This is a genomic window from Oceanibium sediminis (assembly GCF_003265325.1).
GTDB lineage: Bacteria > Pseudomonadota > Alphaproteobacteria > Rhodobacterales > Rhodobacteraceae > Halovulum > Halovulum sediminis.
Genome location: NZ_QGNX01000004.1, coordinates 231,725 through 246,592, shown reverse-complemented (window position 1 = coordinate 246,592; position 14,868 = coordinate 231,725). Strand labels below are relative to the sequence as shown.

Sequence of the window (14,868 nt, the reverse complement as noted above, 5' to 3'; positions counted from 1 at the left end):
GGGGTGCGCTGCATCCCGTGCGCCTTACCGCCTCATGTGAAGGGAATCCGTCCGTGACCGTGCAAACACCTGTCACTACAATCGAGGTGCGCAACCCGCGTACCGGCGCTGTCGACTACCGGTTCCAGCCGACCACGCCGGCAGAACTGGAACAGATCGCCATCGCCGCCCGCGCGGCGCAGGTGGACTGGCTGGCGCTGGAGCTGGAGGCCCGCATCGCGATCCTGGCGCGCTGGGTCGAAAAGGTGGACGCCGCCGCGCCGCAGATCATCGCGGCAGTGACCGCGGATACCGGGCGGCACGCGGAATCCCTGCGCGAGATCGGCAATATCGGCAAATGGATCACCCGCTGGTCCGACGTGGCGCGCACGGCGCTGGCCGTCGAGCCGATCGCCACGGGCAACCCGGACATCCAGTCCATCGCCGATTACTCCCCCTATCCGGTGCTGGGCGTCATCAGCCCCTGGAACTTCCCGCTTTCGCTGTCCCTGATGGACGCGATCCCGGCCTTGCTGGCGGGCTGCGCGGTCATAATCAAGCCTTCCGAGGTCACGCCGCGCTTCGTCGAGCCGCTGGCGGCGACCATTGCCGAGGTGCCGGAACTGGCGCAGGTGCTGCACTACGTGCGCGGCGCCGGGGAACTCGGGGCGGCACTGGTCGACCAGGCGGACATGATCTGCTTCACCGGCTCCACCGCCACGGGCCGCAAGGTCGCCTCGCGCGCGGCGGCGCGATTCATTCCCTGCTTCACCGAACTCGGCGGCAAGGACCCGGCAGTGATCCTGGAGGGCGCGGATATCGAGCGCGCCACCAGCGCGATCGTCACCGGCGCGACGCTGGCGACCGGGCAACAGTGCTACTCGATCGAGCGGATCTACGTGCATCGCAGCCTGCATGACGCCTTCGTCGCGCGGCTGACGGAAAAGGCAAGCGCGCTGAAGCTGGCCTTGCCCGGGCCCCGCGACGGGCAGATCGGGCCGCTGACCTTCGCCCCCCAGGCCGAGATCCTGGCGCGGCACCTGGCCGATGCGCGCCAGAAGGGCGCGAAGATCCATTGCGGCGGCGAGATCGAGACCCACGACGGCGGCCTGTGGTGCGCGCCCACGGTCCTGTCGGGCGTGGATCACACGATGGCGATCATGACCGAGGAAAGCTTCGGCCCGCTGATGCCCATCATGGCCTTCGACACCGTGGACGAGGCGGTACGCCTTGCCAATGACAGCCCCTACGGGCTGAGCGGCGCGGTCTTCGGCCCCGAAGCGGAGGCCGTGGCCGTCGCGCAGCGGCTGGACCTCGGCGGCATCTCGATCAACGACGCGGGACTGGCGCCGTTCTTCATCGGGGATGCCTGCGTTGCGGAAAAGACAGCGTTCAAGGCCTCTGGCCTGGGCGGCTCGCGCCTCGGGCGGGACTCGATCAAGCGGTTCCTGCGCAAGAAGGCGCTGTTGGTGAACCGGTCCACGCAGAAGTCCCCCTGGTGGTTCGATGCGTGACCTCGGAACAAATCGGAAAAGACAATGAACACTCCCTTCGACATGACGGGCCAGACGGCCTGGATCACCGGAAGCGGTTCGGGCATCGGCACGGCGATTGCGCTGCTGTTCGCCTCGGCCGGGGCAAATGTGGTTCTGCACGGGCTGAACCAGCGCGACGTGACCGAAGCGCTGAAGGCGCGCATTGAGGCAGAGGGGGGCAGGGCGCTCGCCCTTGACGGCGATCTGACCGACGCGGCCTGCGTGTCCGCCATGTGCGCCGAGATCGACACCGCGTTCGGCGGCCTGTCCACGCTGGTGAACTGCGCCGGCGGCTCGCCCCGCAAGTCGAGCATTGCCGACATGGACGAGGACGCCTGGGACCAGGTGATCGCGCTGAACCTGAAGTCCGTCTTCCTCGCCAGCCGCGCGGCCATTCCGATGCTGCGCAAGGCCGACAACCCGTCGATCGTCAACGTCAGCTCCTGCGTGACCCGCTCGGGCGGGGTTCCGGGCGGTGCGGCCTATGCCGCTGCTAAGGGCGGGGTCGATGTGCTGACCCGCGCGCTGGCCAAGGAACTGGCCCCCGACGGCATCCGCGTGAACGCGGTCGCGCCCGGCCTGGTCGACAGCCCCTTCCACGCCGTCGACGCCAAGGAGAAATATGCGCATCTCATCTCGCGCATTCCGCTGGCGCGCATCGGTGAGCCCGACGACCTGGCAGGACCGGCACTGTTCCTGGCTTCGCAAGGCGCGTCCTACATCACCGGCGAAATCATCGAGGTCAGCGGCGGAACGCGCCTTGTCAGTTAAAATAAAAAGGAAGAATACGGGCGCGTTCCTGTGCGCGCGTGAGTGTCATGAAAAGGAGGAAAGCATGACTTTTCACTACAAGACTACCCTGGCCGCAATCGCCCTTGCCGTTGGTGCCGGGCCACTCGCGGCCGAAGACTTCCCATCCAAGCCGATTGAGTTGATCGTGCCCTACGGCGCGGGCGGTCTGACCGACGCCTTCGCGCGGGCCATCGCGCGCGCTGCCGAAGCCGAACTTCCCAACGAGGAAAAGATCGTCGTGGTCAACAAGCCCGGCGGCGGCGCCACCATCGGCCTGACCGCCGCGGTCAACGCAGAGCCGGATGGCCACACCGTCGTCTTCCTGACCGCGTCGCCGCTGGTGATCCAGCCCCTCTACGGCAAGACCCAGTACACGACCGACGATTTCCAGGCGATCAGCCGGTTCTACGATATCCCGTCTTCGATCAACGTGCGCGCGGATTCCGAGATCCAGACCTACGAGCAGTGGCTCGAATGGGTCAAGGCGAACCCCGGTGACTTCACCTACGGCACCTCCGGCGGAACCGGCAGCGGCGGTCACATCTCGGCCGAGGAACTGGCGGGCGAACTGGGCGTCGAACTGCGCCACATCCCCTTTGAGGGCTCCGCCCAGCTGACGACGTCGATCATGGGCGGCCAGATCGAGGGGACCAACCAGCTTCCCGACCTGCATCGCGGCGGCGAGATCCGCCCGATCGTCTTCGTGACGCCGACCAAACCCGCCGACGCGGTCTATGACAACATCCCGACGACCCGGGACCTGGGCCTTGACGCCGAGGTGATCTTCTTCTCCGGCATCGTCGGGGACAAGGACATCCCGGCAGAGCGTGTCGCGATCCTCGACGATGCGTTCCGCGCGGCCATGGAGTCGCCGGAAGTGCAGGACCTGTTCACCAAGTACCAGCTGACCCCGGACTATGCCGGGCCGGAGGAATTTGGTCAGATCATCGACAACGCGGTTGCACGGAACGAAGCGACCATGAAGCGGCTCGGCCTGATCGAGTAGTCGCCACGGCCGGTCACGGGGACACCCCCCCCGTGATCGGCCCACACCCATAGGGAGAATCCCTGAATGTCCATCAGAACAATGAACCTGATCGTCTATGCGGCCCTCGCGGTCCTGTCGATCCTGGTGATCCGCGCGGTCTCGGATATCCCGGTGACCATGCCGGGCGATGTCGGCAGCGGGTTCCTTCCCGGATTCCTGGCCTGGCTGATCCTTGGCTTCAGCGGCCTCGGCGCGGTCCGGGCTATTCTGGCCGGGGACGGCGGGCGGTTCGGGGCCGAGTACCTGGGCCGCGTGCTGATCACCATCGGCGTGATCGCGGGCTTCCTGCTCAGCTGGCAGTACCTCGGCTTCTTCTTCCTGCAGTGCTTCTTGTTCCTGTTCGGGCTGTTCACCTACTACCGCTGGCCCCGGGGACCGTCGGTCCGGCTGCTGGTCACCAATGCCGGTGTCGCCGCCGGGATCACGCTGCTGTGCTACGTGACGTTCACCTATTTCGTCTTCGTTGACCTTTGAGGTTCCCATGATGGATTTCTTCTCCAATCTCGACCTCCTCATGCTCGGCTCGGCTGCGCTGTCGATCATGCTGGGGCTGTTCGTGGGAATGCTCTTCGGGGCGCTTCCCGGTCTTGGGCTGATCATCGGGGTGACGCTGCTGTTGCCGCTGTCCTACGCGATGAGCCCGGTGAACTCGATCCTGATGCTGCTGGCCTGTTACCAGGGGGCGGAATACGGGGGGTCCATATCCGCCATCGTGCTGGGCATACCCGGTACGGCCATGGCCGCGCCGATCGCGCTGGACGGGCGGCAGATGGCCAAGACCGAGTCCCCGGGCAAGGCGCTGGCCTATTCGCTTTACGGCTCGACCTTCGGCGGCATCTTCGGCGGCCTTGTCCTGATCTTCTTCGCGGTGCCCGTGGCGCGTTTCGCGCTGAAACTCGCCGATCCGGAATTCTTCCTGCTGGGCGTCGTCGGGCTGCTGGCGGTGGCGACCTTCGGCGCGAAGGATTTCGTGAAGGCGGTCATCTCGGTCGCGCTCGGCCTTCTGGCGGGGACCGTGGGGCTTGACCTGTTCACCGGCACCTCTCGCCTGACGGCGGGCTATTTCGAGCTTTACGAGGGGCTGAACCTGGTCGCCGTGGCCGTGGGTCTGTTCGCCTTTTCCGAGGTGTTCATGATGCTGTCCGCGCGGATCAACAAGGCCTATTCCTTCGAGGCGCATCACCTGAAGATCAGCCTGACCCTGCGCGAAGCGCTGGGGGCGCTGAAGGCGATGATCTCGGGCTCGCTGATCGGCTCGCTCATGGGCGTGCTGCCGGGCGTCGGGTCCACCGTGTCTTGCTGGCTGGCCTATTCCGGCGCGAAGGCCACGTCGCGCACACCGGAGAAGTTCGGCAAGGGCAGCGGCGAGGGCATCGCCGCGCCGGACGCGGCCAACAACGCCACCGTGGGCGGGGCGCTGCTGCCGTTCCTGGCGCTCGGCATTCCGGGCTCCGCCTCCATCGCGATCATCGCGGGGGCCTTCATCATCGCCGGTATCCAGCCCGGTCCGCAGATGATGCGCAACAACCCCGAGCTGATCGAGATGATCTTCATCGGCTTCATGGCGACCACGGTCGGCATGTTCTTCATGGGCAAGGCGCTGACCAAGCTGTTCGTGCGCGCCCTGGTCACGCCGAACTCGTTCCTGGTGCCGGCGATCCTCGTCTCCTCGATGATCGGGATCTACTCCTCAAAGGGGCATTTCTTCGACCTGTGGGTGGCGCTCGGCCTCGGCGTTGCGGCCTGGATCATGCGGCGGCTGGATTACTCTATCGCGGCCTTCGTGCTGGCGATGGTGCTGACGCCGATCATCGAAACCAGTTTCCGGCGGGCACTGGTGCTGTCGCAGGGCGACTACTCGATCTTCTACAGCCGGATCTATTCGCAGGTGATCATGGCTGTCATCGTCGGCATCCTGGCGGTCGCGCTGGTGAAGAGCCTGCGGCGGTTGCGCAATTCGCGGCAAGCCGCCACAAAGGGGCAGGCGACCTCATGACGGATGACGGTTAAATGACCGACGGAAAAAAGCGGCTCAAGCTCAATACCTTGTGTTACCAGTGCCTCGGGGTTCTGCTGCGCGAGCCGCAATCGGGTTACGATATCGTCAAGCAGCTTCAGGTGATCCGGCCGGTGAATACCAGCCAGGTCTACCCGACGCTGATGCGGCTGGAGAAGCAGGGCCTTGTCCAGTCCGAGGAGTTGCAGCAGACCGGGCGACCGAACAAGCGCATCTACACCGTGACCGGGGCGGGGCGCGAGGCGCTGACCGACTGGATCGGCACCGAGCCCGAGCCCCCGGTGCTGCGGGACGACTTCCTGACGATGGTCTACTCGGCCTGGACAAAGGAACCGGCCGAGGTCGTCGCAATGTTCGAGCGCAGGCTCAGGTATCTGCATACCGCCATGGAGCGGCTTGAAAACCTGCTCGCCCGACACCGGGCCCGTTTCCCCGAGGCAGTCAAGAACCCGCGTGACTGGCGGTTCTACCGCAGTATTCTGCTCGCCCGCCGCATCGCCAGCTTGCAGGAGGATGTGATCTGGAGCCGTGGCGTCATCCACATGCTGGAGGACGCGACAGCGCAATCCGCCTCCGCGCGCGCGCCAGAGGGCGAGTAGCCGCCGGGCCGGGGCGGGTGGTTCCTCCGTCTCCAGGGCGCAGAGCTTCCCCACCTGGATGCTTCAGAACGACCTCTCGAAACGGGCCGACGAGGCCGCGAGAAGCAAGGGCCAGGTCAGGCCCAGCCGAGTTGTTTCAGCGAGTGCCCGTCGTTCCAGATCTTTGTCATGTGGCGGATCTTGTCGCCGTCGAATTCCATCGCGTAGACGTAGTCGGCCGCGACCTTCTTGCCGGTCGCGGGCACCGGGCCGTCCTCGGTGTGGGTGCCGTGGAAGACGGCATATCCGGTGACGACGCCGCGGTCCTCATCGGCCGAGAAGGCCTTCAACTCGTAATGTCCATCAGGAAGGGGCGTCAGAAGGCCCTTCATCCACTCGGCGTAGCCTTCCAGCGTAGTGACATCGGCCAGGGCGTCGGCCTGGGCCGAGAACGTCGCGGCCTCATGGCAATAGTCCTTGCATCCGTCCCAGCCCTTGCCGGTTTCGCAGGCCTCGAAGAATTCCCGTGCGGTTGATTGGATCGACATGGTTTTCCCCCCAGAAAACGTACTCGTTCATTCGGTCATTGGATAGAGAACTGCCCCGAGTATACAGCAAGACGGGCGGAATCGGAAAACATCACCTGCGCCGGGCCCCGGCGGGGTCACTCAAACGCATTTGACTTCCACGAATTCTGGGTGAATGCGTCTTCTCTGAAGCAGGGATCAACCCTCAGGTCGGCGCGTTGGCCGGCCGCTCCCTGAACCGGGCGCCCGCCATCACCGTGTGCCCATGCGCCTTCAGGCCGCGCTGGTAGGCCAGGCGGATCGCGGCGGCGTTCGGGGCCTCGACAATCGGATCGCTCGCCCCGGCGGCATAGCCCATCAGCGCCGTTTCCTGTGCTGCCACCGTCCCGACGATCGACCTCGTCTTTTCGTCGTAGAGGGTGTCGAGATCCTTCAACGCACCCGGTGTCACGGCCGATTTTTCACGGTTCGCGGTGATGTCGATCGCCCCCGTTAGGCCCAGCCTGTCCGCCACGATCCCCAGCCCTTCGGACAAGCGCTCGTAGCGCACCACCAGGTCGGCGGCTGGATAGCCGTGCAGGCCGTAGATCGGAAAGCTCGAGCGGAACTGCCCGGAGGCGACCCAGTCCCGGAAGGCCGTGACAAGGTTCATGCGCTCAAGCGCGTCGCGGTGCTTCCAGGCGAAAAGCGAGGCCGCCCTGCTAAGCGGGTCGCGTTCGATCGTGATCACCGTGTAGTCCTGGAACGCGCTGCGGGACAGCGCGATCGCCGTGGAAAGCGGCGCGTGGTTCAACAGCCTGACGCGCTTCCCGCGGAAGGGAAACATCGTTTTCTTCCGACTGAACCCATGCGCGCGGTACTGGGCTTTCCCGGCGGCCATCGGCACTACGAGGCGCCCGCATCGAGGTGATCGTAGAGCGCCAGTTCGATACTGGTGCCTGCCACCTTCATCGGATTCAGGAAAACGAATTTTCGGGCGTGGGATATGATCATGTGCGGTCCGGCTTCTCGTGGTCTGTGGGAAGGGCGCTACGTTGCCTGTCTGACCTGTCGGCCATGGCAGGGGCCCGTGTCAACCCAAGGGTGGGCGGCGTCGCGCGCTGGCAACTTGGCGCGCGGCGGGGGCGGGCGCCTCAGCGCAGCCCGTCGCGGGCGATCAATCCGGCGAGCTGGCTGACCGCCTGCCCGCGGGCGGCGGCGATGGCGGCGGGGGCGGTCCCGGTCATTGGAACGGAGAGCGAGAACAGCCGCGTGCGCGCCCGCCCGGTACGCTCGGAGGGGCTGACGAAATACTGACCGCTGATGCGGAACTGCCCGTCGGCCCCGGCCAGCATGTGCTCGACGCGGACCTCGACGCGGGCATCGGCGAACTCCTCGAACGGCCATGGCTCCGGGGCGATCTGCGCGCCGGTGATCCGCAGCAGGCTGCGCGACAGCTCAAGCGTTACCGCACGCGCCGGGTCGTCCGCCCACAGCCGGTCGGCCGAGGTGCTGAGCACGCCCGGCGCTTGTTCGAGCGCGATCTCCTCCCCGGCGGCATAGGTGGGCAGGGACACTTCGCGCAGCTCCACGCTGGAATAGCCGATGCTCACGCGCTGCTCGGGCGGCGCGGTGTCGGGCACCGCGAAGCGCAGCGGTTCGCCGCCACAGGCCGCAAGGCCAGTCAGCAGCAGCAGGGAAAGCAATCGGGCGAATGGGGTCATGGCTCAGCGTCCTAGGATGATGGAGTTGGGGCGCCGCTCGATGGTTCTGGCCAGCGACTGGATGGCGTCCGCGGCGCGGGCAAGCTCGCGCAGGGCGGCGCGCGCCTCGCGGTTCAGTTCGGAGTTGTCGTCCAGCGAGGACAGCGTCGAATTCGCCTGGTTCAGCACCGCGCTGACACGGTCCACGATGGCGGGCAGGTCCAGACTGGCCTGCGCGATCGCCCCCGCCGCCTGCTCGGCCGAGGCCAGCGTGCGGTTCACGTTTTCCACCGTGCCGCCCTGGCGCAGGTCCGAAAGCACCGCCTCCACTTCGGCCAAGGCGTCGTTCAGCGTGGCGGGCAGGGCCTGCGCCCCCTCGGTCGCGACGACGGCATTGGCCGACGTCACCAGCGTGTCGAGGTTGCGCACCAGCTCCTGAAGCGGCAGGTCACGGGCGCTTTCGGCCACGGCATCGATCTTGTCCACGAGGTCCGGCACCCCGGCGACGGAGGCGCTGACATCGCCGGCGGCGGTCGCGGCGGCGTCAACCGCCTGAAGCAGCCGCGTCGCGCCCTGTCCGGCGTTGAACTCGGCCAGCGCGGCGTCAAGCTCGACCAGCGCCTCGGACAGCGCGCCGGGCAGGGCCTGCATGCTGTCGCTGCCCAGAAGCTGCGTGCCCGCGTCGGCCAGTTCGGTGGCTTCCGCGATCAGCCCTTCCATCGGCAGGTTGCGGATCTCGGCGGCGAGCAGGTCCAGCTCCTCGATCAGGCCGGGCATGCCCTCGAAGGCGGTGTCCACCTCGCCCGCGGCGACCGTCGCGGCGTCCACGGCGGCCAGCAGGCGCGCGGTGCCACCTTCGGCGTTGTAGCTGGCGACGGCGGTGTCGATTTCCTCCAGCGCGCCGGCCAGCGCCTCTGGCACCGCGGCAAGGCTGTCGTTGGAAATGAGTACCGTCGCCTCGCGCACGAGCGCCGAGGCGTCTTCAACGAAGCTTTCCAGCGCCAGCGACTCGACCTTCGCGCCGAGGCTTTCCAGCCGCGTGATCAGGGGCGGCAGCCCGGCCATGGCCGTGTTCGCCGTGGCCGCCGCCGCGCCCGCCGCGTCCACCGCCTCCAGCAGCCGCGTCACCGCGTCCTGGTTTTCCAGTTGGGCCGTCAGCGCCGCCAGGTCCGCCGAGGCGGCCTGAAGGTCCGTCAGCACCGCGCCGATCTGGCCGGGCACGGCCTGCACCTCGTCTGAACCGACAAGCCCGCGCGCATCACCGATCAGCCGGGCCACCTCGCCGGGGATGCGGCGCAGTTCGCCGTCCGAAATCAGGATGGAGGCGTTGTCGAGGAAGCCGATGGCCGATGTCATCAGCTCTTCGATGGGCAGGTCGTTGATGCGCTGGAACACGCCTTCCGCAGTTGCCGCCGCGTCCGAGATTTCGCCCGGTGCGCTCGGCATGCGCGGGAAGGGCACGGCGGCCAGGCCCATCTCGGCCTCTCCAGGTTCGCCGACGTCAATCAGCTCGATCTTCAGCCCGCCCGTCAGGATGCTGGCCGTGGTCAGGCGCGCGCGCAAACCATCGGACACGCGATCCGACAGGAAGGCGAGCGCGTCGTCCACCCCCGCCGCGCCCTGAAGCCCAAGGCGCGAGGGCAGGATCGACAGCGTCGTCAGTAGCCGGACGCGATTGTCCCCGAAACGTTCCTCGTCGATCAGGCCCGTCAGGTTGACCACCTCACCGATGCGCACGCCGCCCAGTTCCACGGGCGCGCCGGTGCTCAGCCCCGCGACGTTGTCCTCGAAGACGACGGTGATATCCAGCTTCTGCCCGTCCGAGACGTTGAAGACCGAACTGCGCGCCGAAGCCTCGCTTTCAAACACCTCGAACACTGTCCCGGGGGTGACGCTTTCGCCGCCCGAGACGACCGTTTCAAAGGTGACGCCGCCCGAGATCAGCGACGCGATGGAGCTGAAATCCAGCTCCGCGCCATTGGCCCCGAGCGAGAAGGTGAAGCCGGAGGTGTCCCAGAAGCGCGTTGCCGTGGTAATCAGCTTGTCGTGCGGGGCATAGATGACGGCGGGCGCGATCGCGGTGGTGCCGTCCTCCGACAGGCGCGCCTTGCCGAGGCGGCCCACCTCGATCCCGCGGAACACGATCGGGCTGGCCGCGCTCAGCGCCGTTCCCGCGCTGGAGCGCAGCTCGATCAGCAGCCCGGTCTGGCCCACCTGTTGCAGCGGCGCCTGTTCCTGGCCGTCGAACCGGTAGACGAGCCCGCCGGGCTCTCCGTCCCAGAAGCCTTCGATGTAGACGCCGGACAGCACCGTATCCAGGCCGCTGACGCCACGCGCGCTGACCTCGGGCTGGACGACCCAGAACGCGGCGTCCGCATCCACATACTCTGCAACGGCTTTCGACAGCCGGACCGAGACCCGCACCTTTTCCAGCGCCTCGGAAAAGCCGACCTCCTCCACCACGCCGACGGTGACGTCACGGTAGCGCAGCTCGGTTTCGTCGGCATGAATGCCCGAGGCATTTTCGAAAAGGATCTCGATCAGCGGGCCCTGGTTGGAATAGGACTGCCACGCCACGCCAAGGGCGATCGCCAGGGCCGCCAGGGGGACCAGCCAGACGATGGACGCCCGCTCCCACAGGGATTTGCGGGACGTCTGGATCGGCACCTCTGGCGGGGTATCGCTCATGTGGTCTGTTCCTTGCTCTGATTTCGGTCCTCGGCCTGTGCGTCCCAGAACATGCGGCTGTCAAAGGCTTGCGCGGACAGCATGGTGAAGATGACCGACAGCGCGAAGGTCAGGCTGGCCGGCCCCGGCGTGATGGTGGCGACGCCGCTCAACTGCACCAGCGAGGACAGCACCGCGACGACGAAGACGTCGATCATCGACCAGCGCCCGATGTACTCCACGATCTCGTACACGCCAAGCCGCTGGTGGGGCGAGGCTTTCAGCCCCCGCTGAAGGCTGATCGCAAGGTAGGCGATGGCCATGAACTTCGACAGCGGGATTACGACGGAGGCGACGATGATCACCAGCGCGATCCCGTAGGAACCATGGTGCGCCAGTTCGACCGCGCCGCCGACGATGGTATCCTCCTGCGAACTCACCAGCGTGCGGGTCCGCAACATCGGGTACAGGTTCGCCGGGACATAAGCCATCAGGCCCGCAAGCCACCACGCCCAGACCCGCTGCAGGCTTCTGGTATCGCGTGAGGTCATGCGATTGCCGCAGCGCCCGCAGACCTGCGTTCCAAGCGGCCAGACGCGGGCGCAGCGTCGGCACCCGACCAGCCCCGCCTCTCGCGCGGTCATGACGTGGGCGTCGTTTCCAGCGATTTCCATACCGACCACCTACACATGAAATTGTCCTGCACCACAACCACCACCACCAGGATGGCGAACATCCAGAACGCCGGGCCGAAGGTGATGTTGGCAAGGTCCCCGACCTTGATCAGCGATACCGCGCAGCCGAGGGCGAAGATCTCGGCCATCGACCAGGGTTTCAGCGCCTCGGCCAGGCGGAACGCGCGCGCTGCGCCGGGAAACGGCCTGCGATCCGCGACGATCGGGCCGAGGACGTAGACGATCAGCATCGCGCGTGCGATGGGGATGAACAGGATCAGCGCCGCCGTGGCCAGCGACAGCAGGATCAGCTGCGGCCCGCTGAACGCCAGCATCGCATCCAGGATCGAGGCGTTATTCGACAGACCCGCCACGGAGATGCGCAGGAACGGGAAGACAGCCGCGCCCACGGACAGGATCAGCATCGTCAGCGCCAGCGCGATGATGTTCAGCCCCGCTTTGCGCCGCGGCGCGATCAACACCGTATGGCACCGCGCGCAGGTGGCGCGCTGGCCCGGTTCGGGCGGCGCAACGGTATAGAGGGCATCGCACTGGGGGCAGGCGATGAGGGCGCTCAGGTCCGTTTGGCGGGGCGATGATGTCACGTCCATATCCTGTGCCGGCGTCCCGTGGGACACGAGTCTGTCGATATAGTGCGCCTGAGGGCAAGGCAATGAGCGCGGGGGGCGATGCGCCGAAGCCCTTCACATGACCCCGCCCCTGTGCAACGAGTGGGGGCGCAGCCAGCGGGGGACCAGTCCGGATGATCAGAACAGCGACCCATGTCGGCGCGTGGATCAATGACGACGATCCCACCCTCGGCGCGGAGACGGACATCACAACCGTGCTTTCCGACGTCCGCGAAATCGGGTTCGAGGGGATCGAGCTTGGCCATGACGCCGCCTTTGCCGACGCCGCGCGACAGGCGGGCGTTCCCGTCATCGGGGCACGGCACGGGCTGAACCTGCTGCAATCCCACATGCCCGAGGAACAGGCCCGCCTTGCCCCGGTGCTCGAACGGTTGCAGGCGGCCGGCGCGTCGCTGCTGAGCGTGCACGAGATGACCGAAAGCATCCACACGAACCCCCGCGCGCCGCTGTCCGAACGCCCCGAACTGCCCGGGCACCTGTGGGCATCCTTCGGTGCGGCGCTGGATGAAATCACCAGCTTTGCAGATGGTTACGGCATGAAGTTGATGTACCATCCGCAGCTTGGCACGATGGTCCAGACCCCGGCGGAGATTGCCGCGCTGATAGACGCCACGGGCCCCGCGACGGGGCTTTTGTTCGACAGCGCGCAGATCGCCTATGCCGGTGGCGAACCGTTGGAGCTGTTCCGGCGGCACGCCGCGCGCATCGGGCACATCCACCTTGGCAACGTGCGCCCGCGGGTGATGGACTTCGGCCGCGCGAACGACTGGCCCTATATTGCGGCGTTGCGCGCGGGCGTCTTCACGGTGCCGGGCGACCCCGACGGCGGGCTTGAGCTTGACGCGATCCTGCGCGCGGCGATGGCCGGGGGCTATGACGGCTGGGTCGTCACGACCGCGCCGCAGGACCCCGCGCTTTATACGCCGCTGAGTTACCAGACCATGGCGCTGCGCCACCTCGAGCGGATGCTCGGCCGCGGATCGGGGGGGGCGGCATGAAACCTTTCAGCGTCAGCCATCCCGCCTTCCGCCCGCTTTGGGTGCGGGTCCTGATGGTCGGGGTCTGCCTTGGCTGGGCGGTGGTGGAGTTCCTGTACTCCTCGCCGCTGTGGGCGGCGATTTTCGGCGTCGCGGGGCTGTACCTGCTCTGGGGTTTCTTCGTCGCCTACGACCCGGAGGAGTACAAGCGCCCGCCGAAGGAGTGACGGCGCGCCGGGGTCAGTCCACCAACCGGTAGTAGTTCAGCGGCAGCACTTCATCCGCTTCCCCTTCGCACAGGCCCATCTCGTTGTTGGACGCGAAATCCACGCGCGAAAGCGACTGGATCGAGGTTCCCCCGATCCCGTCCACCTGCGCGGCCAGCTTCACTGGCCCCTTGGAGACGAGCTGGCTGCCGTGGAATTCCATCTTCGCCGCGAAATGCATCCCCCCGGCGGTGACGATCTGCGCGCCGCCGCCCGGTGCGCAGTTGTCGGGCCGCCCGATCGAGACGCTGGCGCTGCCGCTAACCGATTTGGCCGAGGTGTCCGAGGTCGCAACGATGGCGTTCTGGATCACCGTCTCCTGGCTGAAGGTGACCTGGCAGTTGGTGACGATCACCACCTCCTCGATGATGCTCGGGCCGCCGCTCTCGTCGCCACCGCCGCCCTTGCCACCGCCATTGTCCTTCTTGGCAAAGGTGATGTCGGTGGGGCCCAAGGCGTTCTGACTTGCCTTCCCCCGCAGGTTCAGCGTGCCGTTGCCGCCGTTGCAGGTGACGCGATAGACGTTGCCCTCGACCAGGTTCGCGGGATCGAAGGCGGATTCCGTCACGTCGATCAGCTGCGCGGCGGGGTTCCCGGATACGTAGTCGGGCTGCCACTCGGAACTGATGTCCTGGAGCCCGGTGATGATCTCGTCCGTCTGCATCGCCAGGCCCGGTGCGAGGGTTCCCTCGCGCAGCGCCGCGTCTAGGCCCGTGTTCTTCGAGGTGTCTCCGCCGGGAACCTTCAGCAACGCAAGATCGGGCATCTGCACGATCACGCCTGGATCGAAGACGTCGTTCCGGTTCAGCTCGACCCCCTTGCCGCCGTGGACGCAGATGCCGTTCTTGAACTTGGAGTTACTCTGCAGATCCACCACGTCGCTGGTGATCACGCCGTCCTTGGCGCAATCGGGGCGATAGCGCTGCGCCACCGCCTGTGCCGCGACATCCCAGCTTTTCAGCGGCGTGAACGCGTCCAGCAGCAGCATCTGAAGGGCGTTGTCGTTGCGATCCGCGCGATAGGTCGTGACCTGCGCGAAATCCCCGGCGCCTGTCACGAAGCCGCCCTCCTTGGTCCATGTGCCGAACTTGACATCCGCGCCGTCCAGCACGGAGCCGTTGGTCTCGGTCCCCATGATGTTCGTTGAAAGCGAGATGGCCGCGGCCTGGCCGCGCTGCTCCGCGCTCAGCCCGCCCGGGGCGGTTCCGAAGTAGGATTCGTATTTCGAGGGTTCGGAACGCACCATGATCGCCCCGAGCGCAGCGCTGTCAGCCGTGGCCTGCAACGCCATCTTGATCCGCATGGCGTTGGCGTGGTCGATGACCAGGCCGCCGATCAGCAGGAAACAGATGCACCAGAAGATGTTCCACAGCGTGCCGAAGCCGGATTCGTCCTCGGCAAAGGAGGGGGAGGTGCGGGGTGATGCCATAACGCGTTCCTTTTCAAATCAGCCCTCCACACACCTGAAGCGGGCGT

The 14,868-nt window shown here is 66.6% G+C and carries 15 protein-coding genes; 8 read left to right on the top strand and 7 right to left on the bottom strand.

The genetic code is table 11. From position 1 onward, the window contains the following. The first annotated feature begins 53 nt into the window (after positions 1-53). The 6 genes from DJ029_RS12350 (at position 54) to DJ029_RS12325 (ending at position 5,970) form a co-directional block, all read left to right on the top strand. Positions 54-1,493 carry an aldehyde dehydrogenase family protein gene (locus DJ029_RS12350; protein ID WP_232823064.1) on the top strand — a complete coding sequence of 480 codons (1,440 nt, stop codon included), beginning with the start codon at positions 54-56 and terminating at the stop codon, positions 1,491-1,493. Between the two features lie 24 nt (positions 1,494-1,517). After that, on the top strand, positions 1,518-2,285 hold the full coding sequence (locus tag DJ029_RS12345) for an SDR family NAD(P)-dependent oxidoreductase (protein ID WP_112322774.1): 768 nt from the start codon (positions 1,518-1,520) through the stop codon (positions 2,283-2,285). A gap of 64 nt (positions 2,286-2,349) precedes the next feature. Further along, positions 2,350-3,312, top strand: a complete 963-nt coding sequence (locus DJ029_RS12340; protein WP_112322773.1) for a Bug family tripartite tricarboxylate transporter substrate binding protein — start codon at positions 2,350-2,352, stop codon at positions 3,310-3,312. A 66-nt stretch (positions 3,313-3,378) separates the two neighbouring features. Then, positions 3,379-3,828, top strand: coding sequence for a tripartite tricarboxylate transporter TctB family protein (locus DJ029_RS12335; RefSeq protein ID WP_112322772.1), 450 nt, complete (start codon positions 3,379-3,381; stop codon positions 3,826-3,828). Between the two features lie 7 nt (positions 3,829-3,835). Next, positions 3,836-5,350 carry a tripartite tricarboxylate transporter permease gene (locus DJ029_RS12330; protein ID WP_112322771.1) on the top strand — a complete coding sequence of 505 codons (1,515 nt, stop codon included), beginning with the start codon at positions 3,836-3,838 and terminating at the stop codon, positions 5,348-5,350. A 14-nt stretch (positions 5,351-5,364) separates the two neighbouring features. Further along, positions 5,365-5,970 carry a PadR family transcriptional regulator gene (locus tag DJ029_RS12325; protein ID WP_112322770.1) on the top strand — a complete coding sequence of 202 codons (606 nt, stop codon included), beginning with the start codon at positions 5,365-5,367 and terminating at the stop codon, positions 5,968-5,970. Positions 5,971-6,086: 116 nt separating this feature from the next. Here the strand turns inward: DJ029_RS12325 and DJ029_RS12320 are convergent, their stop codons facing one another. The 6 genes from DJ029_RS12320 to DJ029_RS12295 all read right to left on the bottom strand — a co-directional run bounded on the left by DJ029_RS12320 (position 6,087) and on the right by DJ029_RS12295 (position 12,110). Beyond that, on the bottom strand, positions 6,087-6,497 hold the full coding sequence (locus tag DJ029_RS12320) for an ester cyclase (protein ID WP_112322769.1): 411 nt from the start codon (positions 6,495-6,497) through the stop codon (positions 6,087-6,089). A gap of 184 nt (positions 6,498-6,681) precedes the next feature. After that, positions 6,682-7,302, bottom strand: a complete 621-nt coding sequence (locus DJ029_RS12315) for a hypothetical protein (protein ID WP_157966357.1) — start codon at positions 7,300-7,302, stop codon at positions 6,682-6,684. Between the two features lie 307 nt (positions 7,303-7,609). After that, complete coding sequence (locus tag DJ029_RS12310) at positions 7,610-8,179, bottom strand: PqiC family protein (protein WP_112322767.1); 570 nt, start codon at positions 8,177-8,179, stop codon at positions 7,610-7,612. Between the two features lie 3 nt (positions 8,180-8,182). Further along, entirely contained in the window at positions 8,183-10,846 is a 2,664-nt protein-coding gene (locus tag DJ029_RS12305) for a PqiB family protein (protein WP_112322766.1), read from the bottom strand. Further along, positions 10,843-11,499, bottom strand: coding sequence for a paraquat-inducible protein A (locus tag DJ029_RS12300; RefSeq protein WP_198671141.1), 657 nt, complete (start codon positions 11,497-11,499; stop codon positions 10,843-10,845). Before DJ029_RS12300 ends, DJ029_RS12305 begins: the two co-directional genes overlap by 4 nt. After that, positions 11,466-12,110, bottom strand: coding sequence for a paraquat-inducible protein A (locus DJ029_RS12295; RefSeq protein ID WP_112322765.1), 645 nt, complete (start codon positions 12,108-12,110; stop codon positions 11,466-11,468). The genes DJ029_RS12300 and DJ029_RS12295 overlap by 34 nt, the downstream gene beginning before the upstream one ends. A gap of 152 nt (positions 12,111-12,262) precedes the next feature. Between DJ029_RS12295 and DJ029_RS12290 the strand changes: the two genes are divergently transcribed. Both DJ029_RS12290 and DJ029_RS12285 read left to right on the top strand, forming a co-directional pair. After that, the gene (locus DJ029_RS12290; RefSeq protein ID WP_112322764.1) at positions 12,263-13,147 is read left to right on the top strand and encodes a TIM barrel protein; all 885 of its coding nucleotides are present in this window, start codon (positions 12,263-12,265) and stop codon (positions 13,145-13,147) included. Further along, positions 13,144-13,353 carry a DUF3329 domain-containing protein gene (locus DJ029_RS12285; protein ID WP_112322763.1) on the top strand — a complete coding sequence of 70 codons (210 nt, stop codon included), beginning with the start codon at positions 13,144-13,146 and terminating at the stop codon, positions 13,351-13,353. The genes DJ029_RS12290 and DJ029_RS12285 overlap by 4 nt, the downstream gene beginning before the upstream one ends. A gap of 13 nt (positions 13,354-13,366) precedes the next feature. Here DJ029_RS12285 and DJ029_RS12280 read toward each other — a convergent pair whose 3' ends face one another. Next, positions 13,367-14,821: a Tad domain-containing protein gene (locus DJ029_RS12280; RefSeq protein WP_112322762.1), complete on the bottom strand. Its 1,455-nt coding sequence runs from the start codon at positions 14,819-14,821 to the stop codon at positions 13,367-13,369. Positions 14,822-14,868: the final 47 nt, after the last annotated feature.